At 40.8% G+C, this 20,948-nt stretch carries 22 protein-coding genes; 9 read left to right on the top strand and 13 right to left on the bottom strand.

What is annotated here, in order from left to right:
• Window positions 1-71 precede the first annotated feature (71 nt).
• On the bottom strand, window positions 72-824 hold the full coding sequence (locus tag SJ312_RS06575) for an SDR family NAD(P)-dependent oxidoreductase (protein ID WP_110591947.1): 753 nt from the start codon (window positions 822-824) through the stop codon (window positions 72-74).
• A gap of 120 nt (window positions 825-944) precedes the next feature.
• Between SJ312_RS06575 and SJ312_RS06580 the strand changes: the two genes are divergently transcribed.
• The gene (locus SJ312_RS06580; RefSeq protein WP_004264867.1) at window positions 945-1,364 is read left to right on the top strand and encodes a MarR family winged helix-turn-helix transcriptional regulator; all 420 of its coding nucleotides are present in this window, start codon (window positions 945-947) and stop codon (window positions 1,362-1,364) included.
• Here SJ312_RS06580 and SJ312_RS06585 read toward each other — a convergent pair.
• From SJ312_RS06585 to zipA, 4 genes are all read right to left on the bottom strand, one after another.
• The gene (locus SJ312_RS06585; protein WP_004912576.1) at window positions 1,361-1,576 is read right to left on the bottom strand and encodes a DUF3820 family protein; all 216 of its coding nucleotides are present in this window, start codon (window positions 1,574-1,576) and stop codon (window positions 1,361-1,363) included. The genes SJ312_RS06580 and SJ312_RS06585 overlap by 4 nt on opposite strands.
• An 80-nt stretch (window positions 1,577-1,656) precedes the next feature.
• Window positions 1,657-2,841, bottom strand: a complete 1,185-nt coding sequence (locus tag SJ312_RS06590; RefSeq protein ID WP_102137575.1) for a NupC/NupG family nucleoside CNT transporter — start codon at window positions 2,839-2,841, stop codon at window positions 1,657-1,659.
• A 278-nt stretch (window positions 2,842-3,119) separates the two neighbouring features.
• Complete coding sequence (ligA, locus tag SJ312_RS06595; protein ID WP_096863456.1) at window positions 3,120-5,135, bottom strand: NAD-dependent DNA ligase LigA; 2,016 nt, start codon at window positions 5,133-5,135, stop codon at window positions 3,120-3,122.
• A gap of 57 nt (window positions 5,136-5,192) precedes the next feature.
• Complete coding sequence (zipA, locus tag SJ312_RS06600) at window positions 5,193-6,176, bottom strand: cell division protein ZipA (protein WP_110591949.1); 984 nt, start codon at window positions 6,174-6,176, stop codon at window positions 5,193-5,195.
• Between the two features lie 218 nt (window positions 6,177-6,394).
• Here zipA and cysZ point away from each other — a divergent pair, with 218 nt between their 5' ends.
• The 5 genes from cysZ (at window position 6,395) to crr (ending at window position 11,375) form a co-directional block, all read left to right on the top strand.
• Entirely contained in the window at window positions 6,395-7,159 is a 765-nt protein-coding gene (gene cysZ, locus SJ312_RS06605; RefSeq protein WP_004264874.1) for a sulfate transporter CysZ, read from the top strand.
• Between the two features lie 226 nt (window positions 7,160-7,385).
• Window positions 7,386-8,339: a cysteine synthase A gene (cysK, locus tag SJ312_RS06610; RefSeq protein WP_110591950.1), complete on the top strand. Its 954-nt coding sequence runs from the start codon at window positions 7,386-7,388 to the stop codon at window positions 8,337-8,339.
• A 352-nt stretch (window positions 8,340-8,691) separates the two neighbouring features.
• Window positions 8,692-8,949 (top strand): phosphocarrier protein Hpr, encoded by a 258-nt coding sequence (gene ptsH, locus SJ312_RS06615; RefSeq protein ID WP_004264876.1) that lies wholly within the window; start codon window positions 8,692-8,694, stop codon window positions 8,947-8,949.
• A gap of 140 nt (window positions 8,950-9,089) precedes the next feature.
• A complete protein-coding gene (ptsI, locus tag SJ312_RS06620; protein WP_004264877.1) occupies window positions 9,090-10,817 on the top strand; it encodes a phosphoenolpyruvate-protein phosphotransferase PtsI in 1,728 nt (575 codons plus the stop codon).
• A gap of 48 nt (window positions 10,818-10,865) precedes the next feature.
• Window positions 10,866-11,375, top strand: a complete 510-nt coding sequence (gene crr / locus SJ312_RS06625; protein ID WP_004264878.1) for a PTS glucose transporter subunit IIA — start codon at window positions 10,866-10,868, stop codon at window positions 11,373-11,375.
• A gap of 98 nt (window positions 11,376-11,473) precedes the next feature.
• Here crr and cysM read toward each other — a convergent pair whose 3' ends face one another.
• From cysM to SJ312_RS06650, 5 genes are all read right to left on the bottom strand, one after another.
• The gene (cysM, locus tag SJ312_RS06630) at window positions 11,474-12,358 is read right to left on the bottom strand and encodes a cysteine synthase CysM (RefSeq protein ID WP_036958988.1); all 885 of its coding nucleotides are present in this window, start codon (window positions 12,356-12,358) and stop codon (window positions 11,474-11,476) included.
• 373 nt (window positions 12,359-12,731) lie between these two features.
• Complete coding sequence (gene cysA, locus SJ312_RS06635) at window positions 12,732-13,820, bottom strand: sulfate/thiosulfate ABC transporter ATP-binding protein CysA (protein ID WP_110591952.1); 1,089 nt, start codon at window positions 13,818-13,820, stop codon at window positions 12,732-12,734.
• A gap of 2 nt (window positions 13,821-13,822) precedes the next feature.
• Window positions 13,823-14,683, bottom strand: a complete 861-nt coding sequence (gene cysW / locus SJ312_RS06640) for a sulfate/thiosulfate ABC transporter permease CysW (RefSeq protein WP_004264881.1) — start codon at window positions 14,681-14,683, stop codon at window positions 13,823-13,825.
• Entirely contained in the window at window positions 14,683-15,513 is an 831-nt protein-coding gene (gene cysT / locus SJ312_RS06645; RefSeq protein WP_004264883.1) for a sulfate/thiosulfate ABC transporter permease CysT, read from the bottom strand. Before cysT ends, cysW begins: the two co-directional genes overlap by 1 nt.
• Window positions 15,513-16,535: a sulfate ABC transporter substrate-binding protein gene (locus SJ312_RS06650; protein WP_094961725.1), complete on the bottom strand. Its 1,023-nt coding sequence runs from the start codon at window positions 16,533-16,535 to the stop codon at window positions 15,513-15,515. Before SJ312_RS06650 ends, cysT begins: the two co-directional genes overlap by 1 nt.
• A gap of 322 nt (window positions 16,536-16,857) precedes the next feature.
• Here SJ312_RS06650 and SJ312_RS06655 point away from each other — a divergent pair, with 322 nt between their 5' ends.
• Window positions 16,858-17,043 carry a type II toxin-antitoxin system HicA family toxin gene (locus tag SJ312_RS06655; protein ID WP_094961724.1) on the top strand — a complete coding sequence of 62 codons (186 nt, stop codon included), beginning with the start codon at window positions 16,858-16,860 and terminating at the stop codon, window positions 17,041-17,043.
• Between the two features lie 49 nt (window positions 17,044-17,092).
• Window positions 17,093-17,506, top strand: a complete 414-nt coding sequence (locus SJ312_RS06660; RefSeq protein ID WP_094961723.1) for a type II toxin-antitoxin system HicB family antitoxin — start codon at window positions 17,093-17,095, stop codon at window positions 17,504-17,506.
• Window positions 17,507-17,571: 65 nt separating this feature from the next.
• Here SJ312_RS06660 and SJ312_RS06665 read toward each other — a convergent pair whose 3' ends face one another.
• The 3 genes from SJ312_RS06665 to SJ312_RS06675 all read right to left on the bottom strand — a co-directional run bounded on the left by SJ312_RS06665 (window position 17,572) and on the right by SJ312_RS06675 (window position 19,842).
• On the bottom strand, window positions 17,572-18,471 hold the full coding sequence (locus SJ312_RS06665; protein ID WP_164455474.1) for a Dyp-type peroxidase: 900 nt from the start codon (window positions 18,469-18,471) through the stop codon (window positions 17,572-17,574).
• A gap of 242 nt (window positions 18,472-18,713) precedes the next feature.
• Window positions 18,714-19,319 (bottom strand): RpoE-regulated lipoprotein, encoded by a 606-nt coding sequence (locus tag SJ312_RS06670; RefSeq protein ID WP_110591953.1) that lies wholly within the window; start codon window positions 19,317-19,319, stop codon window positions 18,714-18,716.
• Between the two features lie 91 nt (window positions 19,320-19,410).
• A complete protein-coding gene (locus tag SJ312_RS06675) occupies window positions 19,411-19,842 on the bottom strand; it encodes a GNAT family acetyltransferase (protein WP_110591954.1) in 432 nt (143 codons plus the stop codon).
• Between the two features lie 136 nt (window positions 19,843-19,978).
• Between SJ312_RS06675 and hemF the strand changes: the two genes are divergently transcribed.
• Window positions 19,979-20,896 (top strand): oxygen-dependent coproporphyrinogen oxidase, encoded by a 918-nt coding sequence (gene hemF / locus SJ312_RS06680; RefSeq protein WP_004264888.1) that lies wholly within the window; start codon window positions 19,979-19,981, stop codon window positions 20,894-20,896.
• Window positions 20,897-20,948 lie beyond the last annotated feature (52 nt).

Consider the following 20,948-nt stretch of genomic DNA (forward strand, 5'->3'; position numbering starts at 1 on the left):
AATCACTTAAATACTAAAAGTCACTATTCACCTCTTCCATTTTAAATCAATAATATCTTTTAGATTATGAATTACTGCGCGGTATAACCACCATCAATAGGAATAAATGCACCGGTTATAAAGCTACTTTCTTCTGATAACAAAAAGGCCACCACATTAGCAATTTCTAGCCGAGTAGCCATTCTGCCCATTGGGTGAGTAGAAGCCATCCATTGCTGCGTTTCCTGTGGTAATGCACTAATATTCGGTGTTTCTATATAGCCAGGGCCAACAGCATTGATACGGATACCTTTTTGAGCGTTCTCTAAGGCAGCGGAACGTGTTAATCCCAGTACCGCATGCTTTGCTGCAGTGTAAGGTGCTATACCCGCTATCCCTGTTACCCCATTGCAAGCTGATAAATTTACGATAGCTCCCCCACCACTACGCAAAATCATAGGAATACTGTACTTCATACCGTGAAATGTCCCTGTTATATCGGTTTCAATCACCTCATGCCAAGCCTCTAAAGGATAATCCTCAATATTGACGCCATGAGGTCCAGTGGTCCCCGCATTATTCACCAAATAGTGCAAAACACCGTATTGTTGCTCAATTTTTTCGACTGTTGTTTTAAAGTCTTGTGCATTTGCGACATTCATTTTTATAGCATAGACACGTTGTCCTGTTGGGTCTATCTCTCTAGCGGCTTGTTGTAAAGCGACCTCATTGCGCCCCGTAATTACCGTTATCGCGCCAAGTGAATACAGCTTTTGTGCAATAGTAAAACCGACACCTGTCGATGCCCCTGTAACCAATGCCACTCGCTGATTAAACTTCCCCATAGCTCACCTCAATTATGATTAACTTTAGTTAACTATAATTAATTAACCAAAGTTAATCAACTGGTCGTCTTATTATTAAAATCAATATATACTCAATAGATTGAATGTTACGGAGTTTTCATGATGCCAAATTCTCTTGAAGATGCACTTTCTCTGCTGCAATGTACGCTAGTTGCGCGCAGAGTTAGCTTTACCCCTGAGCAAATAACTTGGGGTCAATATGATGTGCTAGAGATATTGAGATTAAAAGGGGATTTAACACCAAGCCAGTTAAGCCAATCACTTGGCCTCTCTCGCCAAAATTTATCGAAATTTCTTCGAGTTCTGAAATCTTATGAATTTGTCGAGCAATATCAATCTGAAGAAGATAGACGGGAACTGATCACCCGTTTAACCGACAAAGGGCATCATTTTTTGCAGCGTGCAGCCACAGGACGTGCTGAAAATGCAGCTAAGGTCAAAGCAGCATTAACGCCCCAAGAACAAAAACTATTTATTACTTTAAGTCAGAAAATTACTCACGCACTAGGCCACGATTAACCCCGTTTTAAAGGCTTTACCAGCCCTTCTAAGCCTTCTATTTTTAGTCCTAGGGTCATCTCCATTAACTGCCCTAAACGTCCAGCAGGGAACTCTCCTTTCTTATAGAACCATAATAAATATTCTTCGGGTAAATCAATTAAGACACAGCCTTTATATTTACCAAATGGCATATACGTATTGGCCATATCAATGAGATCTTGTTTTTCCATTGTTATTTCTCTTTCGTATCAAAGCATAAAAAACGGCGCTCATTTGAACGCCGTTTCTTAATCTAACATGTTTTAGTGGATTACAAAACTAACCCAACAACCGCTGCGGATAAGAAACTAACTAAGGTTGAACCGTACAGTAATTTTAAACCGAAGCGAGCCACGGTATTACCTTGTTTCTCATCTAAACCTTTAATCGCACCTGCAATAATACCGATGGATGAGAAGTTAGCGAAAGAAACTAAGAATACGGACAAGATACCAACAGAACGCTCAGATAACCCACCAGCAATCGCTTGTAAGCCATCCATCGCAACGAATTCATTCGTTACCATTTTCACTGCCATAATTCCGCCAACCTGTAAGGCTTCATCGGCAGGAATGCCGAGCATCCATGCAAATGGATAGAATACGTAACCTAACATGGTTTGGAAGTCGATACCGAATACAGCTGAGAAAATACCGTTAATCATCGCAATGAGGGCAATAAAACCAATCAACATCGCTGAAACGATAATCGCTACTTTAAACCCTGCAAGAATATATTCACCTAACATTTCAAAGAAGCTTTGCCCTTCGTGCAGGTTGCTCATTTGAATATCTTCTTCACCTTCAGGTGGATACGGGTTAATCAGTGATAGTACGACGAAAGTACCAAACATATTTAGAACCAATGCAGCGACCACAAAACGCGGCTCTAACATGGTCATGTATGCCCCAACGATAGACATAGATACCGTTGACATGGCAGTTGCCGCCATGGTGTACATTCTGCGGTCTGACATCCGGTTCAATTGGTCTTTATACGCAATAAAGTTTTCTGACTGACCCAGTAACAATGAACTGACTGCGTTAAAAGACTCTAACTTACCCATACCATTCACTTTCGATAACACGGTACCGATAATACGGATCACGATAGGAAGAATTTTGATGTGCTGTAAGATCCCGATCAACGCAGAAATAAAGATGATTGGGCATAACACTTGTAAGAAGAAGAACGCTAAGTTCCCTTCAATCATGCCACCAAAAATAAATTTAGTCCCTTCTGCTGCATAGCCTAGCAAGTGAGTAAATACCCCTGCCACACCAAGAACAAAAGATTCGCCAATATTCGATTTTAAGAACAAATAAGCTAATGCAATTTGAATAACCAGTAGTTGAACAACATAGCGAGGACGGATCCCTCTACGGTTACTACTGGCTAAAATGGCAAGAGCGGCAATTACTACTAAAGATAAAACGAAATGCAGGATCGAGGTCATATGCGACTCCAACAAATTTAAGAATCAGTCTATGTGCATATTCTATGTAATAGACAACATTTAAATGAGACAGAGGTCACATTAATATGAAAGCTTACTAGGTGTATTTTGCAAAAAGAAGAAGGGGATCACGTTTCAACTATAACAATTCCTAGCATTCGCTTTTTTTGCACAGAAATTTTACTGAGAATTTAAGTTAAGACTTACAACAACCTGCGTATAAAATTGTTGCCTACAGAGATCGTAGGCAACTAAGTTAAATTGAATATAGTTCACTATTAAATATTCAGCAAACGAACCAATTCATTTTCATCAATAACGCGTATGCCAAGTTCATTTGCTTTGGCTAATTTAGAACCAGCGGCCTCACCTGCAATGACCAAATCTGTTTTCTTCGAGACGCTTCCTGAGACTTTTGCACCTAAAGCCACTAACTTGTCTTTGGCTTCATCACGCGTCAATACGCTCATTGACCCTGTTAGCACCACTGTTTTACCTGCAAATGGGCTATCGATTTCTGCACTATTAACGACTTTTACTTCAGGCCAATGAATATTTGCCTTCGTCAGTAAATCTTCAATCACCGCTTGGTTATGAGGTTCACGGAAAAAATTGACCACATGTTTCGCAACTACATGACCAATATCTTGAACGGTTTTTAGTGACTCTTCATCCGCCGCCATCACAGCCTCAAGTGTGGTGTAATGCGCTGCTAAGTTTGCCGCCGTTGCTTCGCCAACCTCACGAATTCCAAGGGCATAAATAAAGCGAGCCAATGTTGTTTGCTTAGACTTATTGAGTGCATCAACCAGATTCTGTGCCGACTTCGGCCCCATTCTATCGAGGCCAGTTAAAATACCTGCACTTAATTGGTACAAATCCGCTGGGGTTTTGACATACTCTTTTTCAACTAATTGGTCGATAATTTTATCGCCCATGCCATCCACATCCATTGCTCGGCGTGAGACAAAATGTTTCAGTGCTTCTTTGCGTTGTGCCCCACAAATAAGCCCACCAGTACAGCGTGCCACCGCTTCACCTTCAACTCGTTCGATATCAGAACCGCATACAGGGCAATGGGTCGGGAAGACAATTTCACGGCTATCTGTTGGTCGCTTGTCAACCACAACACTGACGATTTGTGGAATAACATCCCCTGCTCGACGAATAATGACCGTATCACCGATATGCACGCCAAGGCGTTCAATTTCATCTGCATTGTGTAACGTCGCATTACTGACCACCACACCTGCGACTTGCACGGGTTCTAAACGCGCCACAGGCGTGATAGCACCTGTACGCCCAACTTGAAATTCAACATCTTTTAATAATGTGACTTGTTCTTGAGCTGGGAATTTAAACGCTGTCGCCCAGCGAGGTGCTCGAGAAACAAAACCTAATTCTTCTTGAATCGCGATTGAGTTAACTTTAATGACTACCCCATCGATATCAAAGCCAAGATCAGGTCGAACTTGCTCAATTTCATGGTAAAAATCTAATACGGCCTGATGACCAACACGTAATTGAACATAATCACTAACCGGTAAACCCCATGCTTTAAATTGCATCAAACGGTCATAATGTGTGTCCGGTAACGAGCCACCTTCCACAAGCCCAACACCATAACAATAAAAAGTGAGTGGCCTTTTGGCGGTAATACGTGGGTCTAATTGACGTAACGAACCCGCAGCCGCATTACGCGGGTTTGCAAAGACTTTGCCATCCGTTTTACGTGCCTGCTCATTTAGTGCTTCAAAACCTTTTTGGGGCATGAAGACTTCGCCACGGATCTCAACGCGATCAGGAATATTGCTTCCCCTTAAACGCAATGGGATAGCGCGTATGGTTCGTACATTCGCGGTAATATTCTCACCTACGGTCCCATCACCACGAGTCGCCGCTTGTACTAATTCACCATTTTCATACAACAAACTTACCGCTAACCCATCGAGCTTGAGCTCACAACAGAAAGTCAGTTCTTGATGATTTTTCAAACGATCTCTTACCCGCTTATCAAACGCAAGGTAACTTTCTTCATCAAAAACATTATCTAGGGATAACATAGGTATTTCATGGCGTACGGTATCAAACGCAGCCAATGGTGCGGCACCAACACGTTGAGTCGGTGAATCACTCGTGACAAGTTCAGGATGCTGTGCCTCTATCTCTTTTAGACGTTGCATTAACTTGTCATATTCTACGTCTGGAATTTCGGGGGCATCTAATACATGGTATTGATATTCATGATGACGTAACTGTTTTTTTAATTCGTCTATTTCTTGTTTGGTAGTCATGATTCACTCATACAGATAAAAAACCCCCAATTAATGGGGGTTTTGTTCAACGTTTATTTAACTTAATGTGTTTCTAATTCGAGCATGATACACCTCTATTTTTTGAGGTGTCAGCATTTTGCGTTCGTCATCAAGAACAACCCCTCCCGCATCTGATGCGATACGTTGAGCAGCTTGCAACATCAATTTGAAGTTTTGCCCTGCATCACCGTAAGACGGGACCATCATAAACATGGAAACCCCTGGGGTGGTAAAATCAGCCATTGTCTCTGGGTCGAATGAGCCAGGCTTCACCATGTTGGCTAAGCTAAACAAAACAGGCCCCGTACCAGACGGGTTCACATGGCGATGGAATATTTTCATTTCCCCGAATTGGAAACCGGCTTGTAAAATACTTTGCAGTAATAATTCACCTTGAAGTTCCTGCCCTTGCAAAGCGGCTACGTGAAGTACCAGGACTGTCTCCTTGCTACTTGTTGTAGCAGAATCTTCCTGCGGCTCAGCTTTCTTCTCAATATGCTGCGTCTCTTGTTCATAGGTGCTCGGCTGAGGCTCTTCTCTCAATTTGGTTGAATCAATATGTGGTTCAGCGACAGTTTCAGTGGCTGGCTCAACAATCACTTCCTCACTCATATTAATGGTGAGTTGTTCGGGTACATGAACGGGTTCAGTACGTTGATGCATCGTAGGCTCATTATGAACCGGCGATTTAGCCTCAGGCTCCTTGTTCATAATAATGTCAGGTTCAACCGATGCTTTTGGCTGTATATTAGGCTCAACTGGAGACTCATTTTTTACCGGATATACAGGCTCAGTCGCAGCGGGATGAACAGGCGCCTGCTGAGTCGGTTGATTTTCAGTAAATAATGCAGAATCATCATATTCTGATGAATTCTCCTGCATATCGTTTTTTCTACGTTTTACGGGTCTGTCGCGAAATAACTTTGAGCGCTCTTTACGGCTGGTCCATAAACCATGCAGTAATAAAGCGACAATCGCTATCGCACCTACGACCACTAATATCAGACGCAAATCCTGCATCGCTGCTATCTCTAGTTGATGAATGATAATGCCAATACGGCGGAAACTTCCTTAAGATTATTTCTCAATTGCTCTAAGTGCAACCCCCAGAACGATTTTCTTACAAGAAAGAGAATATTCCGCTTTCATTTGCTGCTTTTTTAAGCGAATAATGGCTAGTCAGCCTAATTTCATATCTATATGATACATGGTCAACCGAAAAGGAGAGAACAAGAAGTATGACCCAATCGACATTTTCGACACAAAAAGACCATTCTGGTTTTTATTATTTTACACAAGGCTGGAGATTAATCACTCGGCCCGGTATTAAACGTTTTGTTATTTTGCCCCTATTAGCCAATATTTTATTCTTAGGCGGCGCATTTTGGTGGTTATATACAAAGCTTGGCGGCTGGATAGCCCAAGTGATGAGTTACGTTCCTGACTGGCTACAATGGCTCGATTATGTTATTTGGCCAATCGCTGTTATCTCTATTTTGCTCGTGTTTACCTATTTTTTTAGTACGGTTGCTAATATAATCGCTGCTCCTTTTAACGGTTGGTTATCAGAAAAACTCGAAGCCGAGTTAACGGGTAAACCATCACCAGATACTGGTGTTGCTGAGTTATTAAAAGATGTTCCTCGTATGATAAAGCGCGAGTTTGTCCGAATCGGTTACTACTTACCTCGCGCTATTGGGTTATTAATCCTATTTTTCATACCCGGTATTGGCCAAACAGTCGCCCCCGTACTGTGGTTTTTATTTGGTGCTTGGATGATGTCAATCCAATATTGCGATTACCCGTTTGATAACCACCGTGTTGGCTTTAACGAAATGAAGCAGGCGCTTGCCAAAGAGCGGATGAGAAACGTTCAATTTGGTGGCGTCATTAGCTTGTTAATGATGGTGCCTTTTGTCAACTTAGTGATCATGCCTGTTGCAGTTTGTGGTGCAACATTGATGTGGGTTGACAGGTATCGTGAGCGTTACGCACGCTACTAATCTATTAAATCATTGCGCAGGTTTATCGCCTGCGCTCTTTTATTTACTTATTATTGTTACACTATAATTATTCCTTAGAACTATTAGATCTAAAATAACATTTCGTTATAAGCTTATACTCAAATCATATTTGCATTAATTTGTTCTTAACGTATGTTGAATCCATCTCATTATTTTTAATTAATACCGATTACATTACTGGCTAACCGATTTTTAAGGATATCCCATGAGCAAAATTTATGATGATAACTCGTTGACTATTGGCCACACCCCACTTGTTCGCCTAAAACATTTTGGTGATGGCAATATTTTAGCAAAAGTGGAATCTCGCAACCCAAGCTTCAGTGTTAAGTGCCGTATTGGTGCTAACATGATTTGGGATGCAGAGAAAAAAGGTATCCTAAACAAAGACAAAGAATTAGTTGAACCAACTAGTGGAAATACGGGTATCGCTTTAGCCTATGTCGCTGCGGCGAGAGGTTATAAATTGACGTTAACCATGCCTGAAACCATGAGTATTGAGCGCCGTAAACTACTCAAAGCATTAGGTGCCAACCTCGTTTTAACTGAGGGGGCAAAAGGCATGAAAGGTGCAATAGCTAAAGCTGAAGAAATAGTGAATAGCAACCCTAAAAAATATTTATTACTTCAACAGTTTAATAACCCAGCAAACCCTGAAATCCATGAAAAAACCACTGGGCCTGAAATTTGGGAAGATACTGACGGCAATGTCGATGTTGTAGTCGCAGGTGTTGGTACGGGCGGGACGATTACAGGGATTGCAAAATACCTGAAAAACACCAAAGGCAAAGATGTGACTATCGTGGCTGTTGAACCAGAAACATCCCCTGTTATTACCCAAGCTTTAGCGGGCGAAGAAATTAAACCGGGCCCTCACAAAATACAAGGGATCGGCGCTGGTTTTATTCCGGGTAACTTAGATTTAAAATTACTCGATAAGGTCATTCAAATCAGCGATGACGAAGCCATCAAAACGGCTCGTGAGCTGATGGAAAAAGAAGGTATTCTTGCGGGTATCTCATCAGGCGCTGCTATTGCTGCTGCCACTAAAATTGCCGCAGACCCTGCCTATAAAGGTAAAAATATCGTCGTTATTTTACCTTCTTCAGGTGAGCGTTATTTGTCTACAGCCCTGTTTGCTGACATCTCGGCTGAGTAGCATAACTTCGTTACAATATCGTTAAAAAAGCACCTAAATGGTGCTTTTTTTGTGGCATAGATCAAACTTTAGCACGGATGGAGATGATTTATAATTCGGGGTTTAGTATTAAACATAGTAATTATTTTGCACCTCGAAATTAATCACTTTTTAGCCAACCTCTAGGGCGAGTAAAATAATTTGCCAATGAGAAAAAAGTATCGAGTTCGCAAGAAAAACAGAAAAAGGGTTGATACCGCACAAAGTAGGAAACCTTTTTTCAAGTTAATAATCTAACTTATACGCAAACCTAGTCTATTTCATCTACAATTGGCTGGGTAATTAAAAAAACGAAAGTTATTGAGGAAATACTATGTTTCAGCAAGAAGTTACTATTACGGCACCAAATGGTCTACATACTCGTCCTGCAGCTCAATTCGTAAAAGAAGCAAAAGCATTCTCTTCCGATATTTCTTTAATTTCTGGCGGCAAATCCGCTAGCGCAAAAAGTTTGTTTAAATTACAAACCTTAGGTCTAACACAAGGCACCGTTGTGACAATTTCTGCTGAAGGTGAAGACGAAAAAGAAGCCGTTGAGCATTTAGTTAAACTGATGGGCGAATTAGAATAATTTCTTACGAAAATAGCATTTACTGATTTCATTCAATGTCCCTGAGTGATGTCATTCGGGGACATTTGTATAATCGGCTATATTCATTGTCGTCTCTGCAACATCAGAACTCCCAGCACTAGCAGCAGTAAGGTAATATTATGATTTCAGGAATTTTAGTATCCCCGGGTTTTGCTTTTGGTCAGGCTTTAATCCTCAAAGAAGATCCTATCGTTGTTAGCACAAAAAAAATTGCTGACGATCAGGTTGATAAAGAAATTGCTCGCTTTATTGAGGGTCGTAACAAATCAGCCGAACAACTCAATTTGATTAAAGAGAAAGCCGAAAAAAATCTTGGAGCCGAAAAAGCTGAGATTTTTGAAGGTCATATCATGCTGCTAGAAGATGAAGAGCTGGAACAAGAAATTGTCTCTTTAATCAAAGGCGATAAAAAAACGGCAGATGCCGCTGCGTATTCCGTTATTGAAGATCAAGCTCAAGCGCTTGAATCCCTTGATGATGAATATCTTAAAGAACGTGCCGCTGACGTGCGTGATATTGGCAAACGTCTATTAAAAAACATCTTAAATATTCCTATCGTTGATTTAAGTGCAATCAGCGAAGAAGTTATTTTAGTGGCTGCGGATTTAACCCCTTCAGAAACCGCACAGCTAAATTTAGATAAAGTATTAGGGTTTATTACTGATTTAGGTGGCCGTACATCACATACCTCAATTATGGCGCGTTCTCTTGAGTTACCTGCCATTGTTGGAACTAGTGATGCCACCAGCAAAATTAAAAATGGCGATTTCATTGTATTAGATGGTGTCAACAACACCATCCACTTGAACCCATCTGAAGCCGAAATCGACAAACTGAAAGCTTTCCGTGATGAATATCTACAAGAAAAAGAAGAGCTCGCAAAATTAAAAGATTTGCCTGCCATCACCCTTGATGGTCATCAAGTTGAAGTTTGTGCGAATATCGGTACTGTACGTGATGTCGCTGGTGCAGAGCGCAATGGCGCAGAAGGCGTTGGGCTCTATCGTACTGAGTTTTTATTCATGGATAGAGACTCTCTTCCTACCGAAGAAGAACAGTTTCAAGCTTATAAAGCCGTTGCAGAAGCAATGGGCAGCCAAGCCGTTATTGTCCGTACAATGGATATCGGCGGTGATAAAGACCTGCCATATATGAATTTACCAAAAGAAGAGAACCCATTTCTCGGCTGGCGTGCAATTCGTATTTGTCTTGATCGCAAAGAAATCTTACACTCACAATTAAGAGCTATTTTAAGAGCCTCTAAATTTGGTAAACTGCGTATTATGTTCCCAATGGTTATTTCCGTTGAAGAAGTTCGTGAACTAAAAGCAGAGCTAGAAATGCTTAAAGCTCAGTTACGTGAAGAAGGTAAAGCTTTTGACGAGTCAATTGAAGTCGGTGTGATGGTTGAAACACCAGCCGCAGCTGTTATTGCTCGCCACTTGGCAAAAGAAGTTGATTTCTTTAGTATTGGGACGAACGATCTCACTCAATACACTTTAGCGGTCGACCGTGGTAATGAACTGATTTCTCATCTTTACAACCCGATGTCACCTGCTGTCCTAAACTTAATTAAGCAAGTGATCGATGCATCACACGCTGAAGGTAAATGGACTGGGATGTGTGGGGAGTTAGCTGGAGATGAGCGTGCAACCTTATTGCTACTTGGCATGGGGCTGGATGAATTTAGTATGAGCGCGATTTCAATTCCGCGTATCAAAAAGTTAATTCGCAATGCGAGCTTTACTGATACCCAAGCTTTGGCTGAACAAGCACTTGCTCAACCCACAGCGGATGAATTGATGAAACTTGTAGATACCTTTATCCAAGAAAAAACGTTATGCTAAGAACAGCACATTAGTTCGGTCCCATATAAAACGATTAGGAGAAGGTCCATGGGTCTGTTTGACAAACTGAAATCACTCGTTTCGGAAGACAAAAGTAGCAGTGGCAGTATTGAAATTATCGCACCTTTATCGGGTGAGATTGTCAATATTGAAGATGTTCCAGACGTTGTGTTCGCAGAAAAAATTGTTGGTGATGGTATTGCGATTAAACCCGCGGGTAACAAAATCGTTGCCCCTGTAGACGGTACAATTGGTAAAATATTTGAAACTAACCATGCGTTTTCTATTGAATCAGATGATGGTATAGAACTATTTGTTCACTTCGGTATTGATACCGTTGAACTTAAAGGTGAAGGCTTTAAACGCATCGCTGAAGAAGGCCAAACTGTGAAGAAAGGCGACTTAATCATCGAGTTTGATTTAGCGCTGTTAGAAGAGAAAGCAAAATCTGTTCTAACGCCAGTTGTCATTTCTAATATGGACGAAATCAAAGAACTAAACAAACTGACAGGCTCAGTGACAGTCGGTGAAACTGTCATCATGCGTATTAAGAAATAACTTAACTGCCAATATTTAGTTAAAACCATCAGGCCTTGCCTGATGGTTTTTCATTTGTGGGGATTTTTTATTGAGCACAGACTTGCCATTGAATTATCTCACTCATTAAATACACCTGTTGATAAATAACGGTCTCCTCGGTCACAAATTACTGCCACAATAACCGCTCCTGGGTTAGCTTTCGCCACTTTTAACGCACCAGCAACCGCCCCACCCGAGCTCACTCCACAAAAGATACCTTCAACTTTAGCTAAAGCTCTCATAGTCTCTTCAGCTTCTTGCTGGTTTATATCCAGTACACTATCAACTAATGAGCCATCAAAAATACCGGGTAAGTAACCTGGTGACCAACGCCTAATACCCGGAATTTGGCTTTTTTCCGCAGGTTGTAACCCAACAATATGGACATCATCTGACTGGGATTTTAAATAGCGACTTACCCCGGTAATGGTCCCCGTGGTTCCCATACTCGATACAAAATGGGTAATGCGACCATTAGTTTGCTGCCATATTTCAGGGCCTGTTGTTTTAAAATGAGCTAATGGGTTATCAGGGTTGTTAAATTGGTCTAAAACTTTCCCCTCACCTCTTTGTTCCATTTCCTTAGCCAAATCGCGGGCACCTTCCATACCAACAGCCGTACTCACTAAAATGAGTTCTGCACCATAGGCTTGCATTGAAGCTTGCCGCTCTTTGCTCATGTTATCTGGCATGAGTAATTTCAGTTTGTAGCCTTTTACTGCGGCTATCATCGCGAGCGCGATACCTGTATTTCCACTAGTTGCTTCAATTAGCGTATCACCTGGCTTAATTTCACCCCGTAATTGCGCTTCATTAATCATTGAAAATGCCGCGCGATCTTTCACTGAACCTGCGGGGTTATTACCTTCAAGTTTCACCCAAATTTCAGCTTCAATCCCTTGTGTTAAACGCTGAAGCTTTACTAATGGGGTATTACCGATAAATTGTTCCAGAGCCGACACTTTACCATCCTTATAATTTTTATATATAAATAAGAAATAATAGAGATAAGATATTACCCCAATATTGATATGTGAAAATTGAAATCTCTTCACATTAATATTAGAAAAATAGATTATCTTAATTACTATTTCTGATATAGCTAATTGATATATTATATTACAATAAGTTTATAGAATTACCAGTTATATTTCATATAAAAATATGATAAATAAATCTTTTATATCAATTGGTTATGGTGGATTTAATCATAAGGGGAAATAGACTAAATATTTTTAATATAAAGTCTAATCATCGGTCATATACCTAGAAAGTAATAGAAAAGATAACACCAATAATATATTTATTAGTGTTATAAGTTATTGAGTTTTATATTCATGCACTTTCAGCAAGTTGTGGGAAAATTAACGCCTGATCTCCTTGATAGATCTTTGCCTGCTGGCTACCTAAAAAGTAACGTTCACCTCGCGTTGGTATCATTTTTTCGGACTGCCAAATCACTGACAAAGGCTCTTTCCCCCAACCTAATGGTTGAACGGTTAATTGCCAAAAATGCCCTCTTGGCCCCGATTCTGTAATTCTAACAGGTAAACGGTGCTGTTCATCCACTTCAGCTTGTAATGAGATATCCCAAGGACGTAAAAATACGTCGACTTCACCTTGTTGAACACTGGTATGGTTAAGGGGGAATTCATAGCCATCTATATTTAATGTTGAACCTTTGATGTGGGCAGAAATTTGGTTCACTTCCCCCATAAATTCAAGCACAAAACGGGTTTCTGGTCGCTGCCAAATATCGCTCGGTGTGCCAACTTGCTCAATATGACCTTGGCTCATCACCACCACTCGGTCTGCAACTTCCATGGCTTCTTCTTGGTCATGAGTCACAAAAACACTGGTAAATTTTAATTCATCATGTAATTGACGTAACCAACGGCGTAATTCAATACGCACTTGTGCGTCAAGCGCACCAAAAGGTTCATCTAATAATAAAATTTGTGGATCAACGGCTAAAGCTCTTGCCAGTGCCACACGCTGTTTTTGCCCCCCTGAAAGTTGTGCGGGGTAACGTGAAGCCAGATGGGCGAGTTGAACCATTTCCAGCAATTTTGTTACTTTATCTTTAATAGCCTGAGCTGATGGGCGCTGCTTTCTGGGTAAAACCGTTAAACCAAATGCCACATTATCAAACACTGTCATGTGGCGAAATAGTGCATAGTGTTGAAATACAAAGCCAACATGCCTATCTTTCGCATGGATTTTACTAACATCGTGACCATGAAAGCGCAATAACCCCTGACTTTGTTGTTCAAGCCCAGCAATAATCCGCAATAAGGTTGTTTTTCCTGAACCGGAAGGCCCTAATAAGGCAACCATTTCACCCGATGCAATATCCAGTGAAATATCGCTGAGTACTTGGGTTTTACCAAATAACTTACCGATTTTTTCAATTTCAATACTCATGATTAATGGACTCCTGATTCAGATTGCTGGCGACTTAAATGCCACTGCAATGCACTTTTAAGTATTAAGGTGATAATTGCCAGCAGTGCTAAGATCCCTGCGGCCGTAAACGCCCCTACTGTATTATAATCCTGATGCAATAATTCAACTTGCAATGGCAAGGTGTATGTTTCACCACGAATAGCTCCTGAAACCACCGAAACCGCACCAAATTCACCGATTGCACGGGCGTTAGTTAAAACCACGCCATACAATAATGCCCAGCGGATATTAGGTAATGTCACACGCCAAAACATCTTCCATCCTGAGGCCCCAAGTAAAACCGCCGCTTCATCTTCTTGGCTACCCTGACTTAACATTAGCGGGACTAACTCACGTACCACAAATGGGCAAGTGACAAAAATAGTCACCAATGCCATACCGGGCCATGAAAACATTAGCTGGATATCAAAACCTTCAAGCCACCCACCAAACCAGCTGTTCGAGCCATAAAAAAGTAAGTACAGCAAACCCGCAACAACAGGTGAAACCGCAAACGGGATATCTACCAAGGTGAGTAATAATTGGCGACCAGGAAATTGAAATCGTGTCACTAACCACGCCATCATGGTGCCAAAAACTAAATTTACAGGAACGGTAATTAAAGCAATTAATACTGTTAAACCAATAGCGTGTAGCATATCTGGGTCTGCCAAATTCAGTAAAACGGCATCTAACCCTTTTTGAAATGCAGTAATAAATATCCAAACAATTGGAATCACTAATAGTAAAAATGAAAACAATAAACCTATCGCAATTAGTAGCCATTTCCCCCAGTTAATTTGGGTACGGCTAGTAGTGTGAATTGGTGTAATTTGCGCCATTACTTGCCCCCCAACCGTTTACCAAAGCGGCTTTGTACTAAATTAACACTAAATAGAAGTAACAATGAAACCGCTAAAATAACTGAGGCCACAGCACTGGCTGCCGGGTAATCAAATTGCTGTAGCTGACTAAAAATCATTAATGAGACAACTTCGGTTTGCCACGCAATATTACCCGCAATAAATATAATGGCACCAAACTCGCCTAAACTCCGTGTAAAGGACAAAACCGTTCCGGCTAATAAGGCCGGTGAAAGCTCTGGTAGTATCACTCGACGAAAGGTTTGCCAACGGCTCGCACCTAGGGTTTGAGCAGCTTCTTCGTATTCAGGGCCTAGCTCTTCCAACACAGGTTGAACCGTACGCACAACAAACGGAATACTGGTAAAAGCCATCGCAACCGCAATTCCCAGCCAAGTATTGACGACTTTAATATCAAACTGGTGCAGATATTGCCCATACCAGCCCGAGGTTGCAAACAGGGTTGCCAATGTCAGCCCCGCTACCGCAGTAGGTAATGCAAAGGGTAAATCTACTAAACCATCTAAAAACAAACGCCCAGGAAAGCGATAACGCGTTAAAATCCACGCTAATAACATGCCAAACACCGCATTAAACAAACTTGCGACTAATGCAGACAGTAACGTCACTTTGTACGCGGCAACCACTTGCGGGTAACTAATGACAGCCCAATATTGCTGCCATGTCATTTCCGATAATTGGATCACCAAAGCGCTCATGGGTAATAGCAAAATCAAGCAGGTATAAAAAAGGCTGCTACCTAGCGTTAGCCCAAAGCCTGGCAAAAAACGCTTTCCTGAACGATTCATTAACGGCGCCCTTCAGCCATTAATTGGTCAAATTCCCCACCGGTGGCAAAATGAACGTCCATTACTTTTGGCCAGCTCTCAAATTGAGATTCAACAGTAAACAACTGAGTTTCTGGGAATTTATCCTTATTCGCACTCATCACCGCTTTGTCATTCACTCGGTAATTGTACTGAGTGATGATTTCTTGGGCCTGTGGGCTATAGAGATAATTTAAGTAAGCTTTAGCGACATCTTCAGTACCATTTTTTTGTACATTTTTATCGACCCAAGCGACGGGAAACTCCGCTAAGATATCCACCGGCGGTACAATAACTTCGTAGTCTGATTCACCATACTGAGAGCGAATATTATTCACTTCTGATTCAAAACTAATAAGGACGTCACCGAGCCCCCGTTCAATAAATGACGTCGTCGCGCCACGCCCACCGGTATCAAATACTTCTACATTTTTCAGAAACTGTTTCATTTGCTCACGGGTTTTTGCTTTATCATCTTTATTTTCTTGATTAAAAGCGCCCCATGCCGCAAGGTAGGTATAACGGCCATTTCCTGAAGTTTTTGGGTTCGGGAAGATTAATTTAACATCTTCACGGACTAAATCATCCCACGTTTTAATCCCTTTAGGGTTTCCTTTACGAACTAAAAACGCCATTGTTGAATAATAAGGCGAGCTATTATTTGGTAAGCGAGCTTGCCAGTCTGCAGGGATCAAATTCCCTTTGTCATGCAAAATTTGCACGTCCGTGACTTGGTTATAGGTCACCACATCCGCTTTCAGCCCTTGTAAAATAGCCAGAGCTTGCTTTGATGAGCCGGCGTGTGATTGTTTAATTGTGAGTTTGTCGTCAGGGTGGGCTTCATTCCATTGTTTTTCAAATGAAGGGTTCAACGCCACAAATAATTCACGGGCAATATCATAAGAGCTATTAAGCAGTTCAGCTGCAACTAATGGTGAGCTTCCGAGTAATGATACCGTTGCCAAACTCGCTAGTGCTGTTTTTTTCAAAAATGATTTTTTCATTCCACACCTATTCGTAACTAAACCCAAATGGCTGACATTGGAACCACTGTATATGTTTTGGTTATAACTGTGTAGCTATCAATCACCTTTTTATATATCAAATTAGAATAACAAAGAAATGAACGTCATAAGCAGAAAAATTAACTGATTTTTTAATTAGTTAGTGATATGAACGCGTTTCATTTTTAAGTTTAGCGAAGCAAAGACACCTTAAACATTTTCCCCCTCTCTCTTTTTTATACACATAACACACACTTTAAATATTGTAAGCACTCTTCAGAGTGTGTATTATGTGTATATCAGTTAACGAAATGGAGGGATCGTGCAAAGTTCGGAACTGATAAACATACTGCAAAAAAACGGTTGGAAACTTGAAAGAATAAAAGGAAGTCACCATCAGTTTTCCCACCCACATTTTTCAATTGTAATTACTGTTCCGCATCCACAAAAAGATTTAAAGATAGGCACACTAAATCACATTTTGAAGGCTGCGAAACTAAAACATTAAATAAGAAAAGCGTTCACGCATGAGCGCTATCTTTAATGGAGATAACCTAATGCTTTATACCGCCTTTATTGAAATTGATAATGATGGCAGCGCAAGTGGCTGGTTTCCTGATATTGAAGGATGTACATTCGCGGGCAGCAATATAGAAGAGGCTTACGCAGAAGCAAAATCAGCAATTGATGCTCATTTTGAATTATTGAGTGAAAAAGGCTTTGAGATCCCATTATCGAAATCTCAGCAAACGCTATTGAACCCAATACAACCTGAATATGCGCATGGGATATGGTTATTTGTGGATGTCGATATGGATAAATACGATGGCCGTACTGAGCGTATTAATATCACCTTGCCGCATCGTTTATTACATCGTATTGATGCTTTAGTGAAGGTTAATCCTGAATATGGTAGCCGTAGTGGTTTTATTGCTGCTGCAGCTCGTAAAGAATTAAAAAAAACCGATTAATACATTGAAAATAATAGATTACATAAATAATTATCAATCGCCGCATCCTTGCGGCAACTTATTGATCAAAGAGACGTCAATGTCTCAATCGACGGAGCATAGTAATAACTCCCCGAAACGGCTTTCGTCATACGCAGCAAATCATCGTATTTGCCGTCTTTTTCACCAAACATGCTGAGTAACTGCTGTTCAATATTGTGTAACCTTGCACAATAAGCGATAAAGAATAAGCCATGTTTGCCGCTTGCTGTACCATATGGCAAGCTGTGACGCATGACTGAAAGCTCTTCACCCTCTTCTTCTATCACCACGCGTGAGACATGAGAGGTGACATTGCGCGCATCTTCATCTAATTCAACGCTATCTTTTTTCGTACGGCCAATCATTTTTTCTTGTTCATGTTCCGAAAAACGATCCCATTTTCGTAAATCGTGTTCATAGCGTTGGACTAAAACATAGCTTCCGCCTTTATCTTCACCGTCTTCAATTAATGTAACCTCTGAAATTTCTTCCCCCTGCGGGTTCTCTGTTCCATCAATAAAACCACTTAAATCTCTGTCATCTACCCAACGGAAGCCATGAATTTCTTCAACCACAGAGATAGATTTACCAAATGCTTTTAAAGCAGCTTGTGCTAAAGAAAAATTAATATCGTGGCGCAGTGATTGAATATGAATAAACATATCCCGTTGAGTGGCGGGAGCAAGCCCTTTACCCAGAGTGCGAAATGGTTTCAATTCAGGAGCAGTATTTGCCTTACCGAGCTGTTTCCAGATATCAGAGCCAAACGCGATAACTGCACCAAGGCGATCATCTGGATATTGCGCTTGTAATTTGGTTAAAGCCTCGACAAAGCTTTTACATCCAGACTTAACTTCATCCAGAGATCCCTCTTGCACTTGCGCTTCAATAAAAATACCAAAACGGCTATGTTCTTTCAAAATACCACTTTGAGAATGAGACATACGGTAAACCTCGTAAAATGAATATGTTATATAACCTATTTTTTATATAAGCGATTTTAATATCTTATCTTATCGCTATGATGTTCACCTTGTTTTAACGCAAGGGAATATAGGTTTCCGGTCTATTATAAGAAAGAAAATTTAAGAAAGGGTAAATTTCTTTGAAAACAAGGAAAAAGAAATACTAATGGAAAGATATCGCCAGTATAAATAGTTCTGGCGATATTATTAACGAAATGAGATTATTTATGCCAAATAATTTGCGAGATTTTCCATGTTTTCAGGTCATCATCTGAAGGCATTAAATCTTCTGGCCCTTGCCACTTACCTGTAAAACGGTAAACCACTTTACTTGATTGCGGTGAATTACATTCAATGGTTGGAACGTCATTGACTCGCTCGCCTAGACCGCAAATACCGAATGCTTTTTGATAAATTTCACTAAATTCAGTACCCACTGTCGGCCCCCATTCAGTTGCAATATCGGGGTCACTCACTATAATTCGTGATACATAGCCGTGCTCTGGGCCAACTATTTCTAATTTTACTTCATTATCATCCATTCCTTGGAAAATTGTGACCACATCCCCATTTTCCATTTGCATACCGCTGCGTAATGTATAGCGGTCATCAAGTTGTTTCTTAATGATATCCGCTTGCATTGGTGTAAAACTAGTCACTTGACCAAGTCCTGAGCTAGAAACCACCAGTGGGCCGCTAAACCAAGTCGATGGCGAAAAGAATTTCACACCCGCACACCCTGATAACAGAACTGTTCCACAGACTAGAGAAGCCTTCAACAACGGCGATAATCCATTATTTCTATTCAACTTTGCATGTTGGGACATATCATCCTCTTTTATGAGTCGCATAATGCATATTGTGACAATCTATTTATCAAAACATTCCCATGAATAGTTAAATAAATAGTCAATTAACTTAAAAATCCATTTCGTGCGTTAATTTTTTCGAATAAATTAAACGTTCAGGCTGTTCTTCTTCATACAACATTTTTTCAAACATACAGATAGCAGCATCAGATTCTTCACTCACTAACAGCTCGATTCTTCCGCAGCCTCTGGCGATCAGTTTTTTTTCTAGTCTACTCACTAATGCATTCGCAATACCACGGCCACGGTATTCAGGGTGAACGGCAAGGTAAACAGCAGTACCACGAATGCCATCATACCCCCCCATAATAGTGCCAACGACTTCCCCGGCAACTTCAGCCACTAGAAATAAGTCTGCTCCACACTGTAATTTGCGTTCAATATCGAGTTCAGGATCCCCTGAAAATTCATTAAGAGAACAACGCTCCCATAATGTCAGGACGTCTTCATAATCACTTTGTCGAAAGACTCGTATTTCCATCTCATTTGCCTGCTTAAACTAATCTTTCTGCCATTATCTCTGCTTTTGCCACACAATCAATATTCAATATGCCTTTCTTCGAGCAAAAGGGTATACTTTAACCATTATTTTTTACCTATGGTTCTATTATAAAACAATGAATTACCCAGATATTGAACGTGTAAAAACCTATTTGCAAAGCTTGCAAGAGGCTATTTGTCAAAAAATCACTGAGCTAGATGGTAAGGAAACTTTTCTAGAACAAACATGGGAACGCTCTGAAGGTGGTGGGGGTCGTAGCCGAGTATTAACCAAAGGGGCATTATTTGAACAAGCTGGGGTTAATTTCTCTCATATTAAAGGAGAAAAATTACCTGCATCTGCTTCAGCCCATCGCCCTGAACTTGCTGGTCGTAGCTATCAAGCAATGGGCGTCTCTCTCGTCATTCACCCTCTGAATCCTTACATTCCGACAACCCATGCTAATGTCCGTTTCTTTATTGCTGAAAAAGAAGGTTGCGAGCCTGTTTGGTGGTTTGGTGGCGGTTTTGATTTAACCCCTTTTTATGGCTTTCATGAAGATGTCATCCACTGGCACACTGTTGCTCGTGATTTATGCCGCCCTTATGGTACTGATGTTTATCCTAAATATAAAAATTGGTGTGATGAATACTTTTTCCTGAAGCATAGAAATGAACCTCGTGGTGTCGGTGGGCTATTTTATGATGACCTTAACCAAGGGGGTTTTGAATCCTGTTTTAACTTCACTCAAGCCGTTGGTAATGGCTTTTTAGATGCCTATGTGCCGATTGTTGAAAAACGCAAAGATCATTCATGGGGTGAACGAGAGCGTCAATTCCAATTATATCGTCGTGGTCGTTATGTCGAATTCAATTTGGTATGGGACAGAGGTACATTATTTGGCTTACAAAGTGGAGGCCGAACAGAATCAATTTTAATGTCAATGCCACCACTTGTCCGCTGGGAATACGACTATCATCCTGAACCTAATAGCCAAGAGGCTGCTCTCTATACTGAATTTTTAATCCTAAATAAAGAGTGGGTTTCGCCATAATTAATAACATTAGTTTATAAATTAAGGTAGAAAGATAACCGTTCTACCTTTC

This window comes from Providencia sp. CIM-Carb-044, from assembly GCF_033901115.1.
Classification (GTDB): Bacteria; Pseudomonadota; Gammaproteobacteria; order Enterobacterales; family Enterobacteriaceae; genus Providencia; species Providencia hangzhouensis.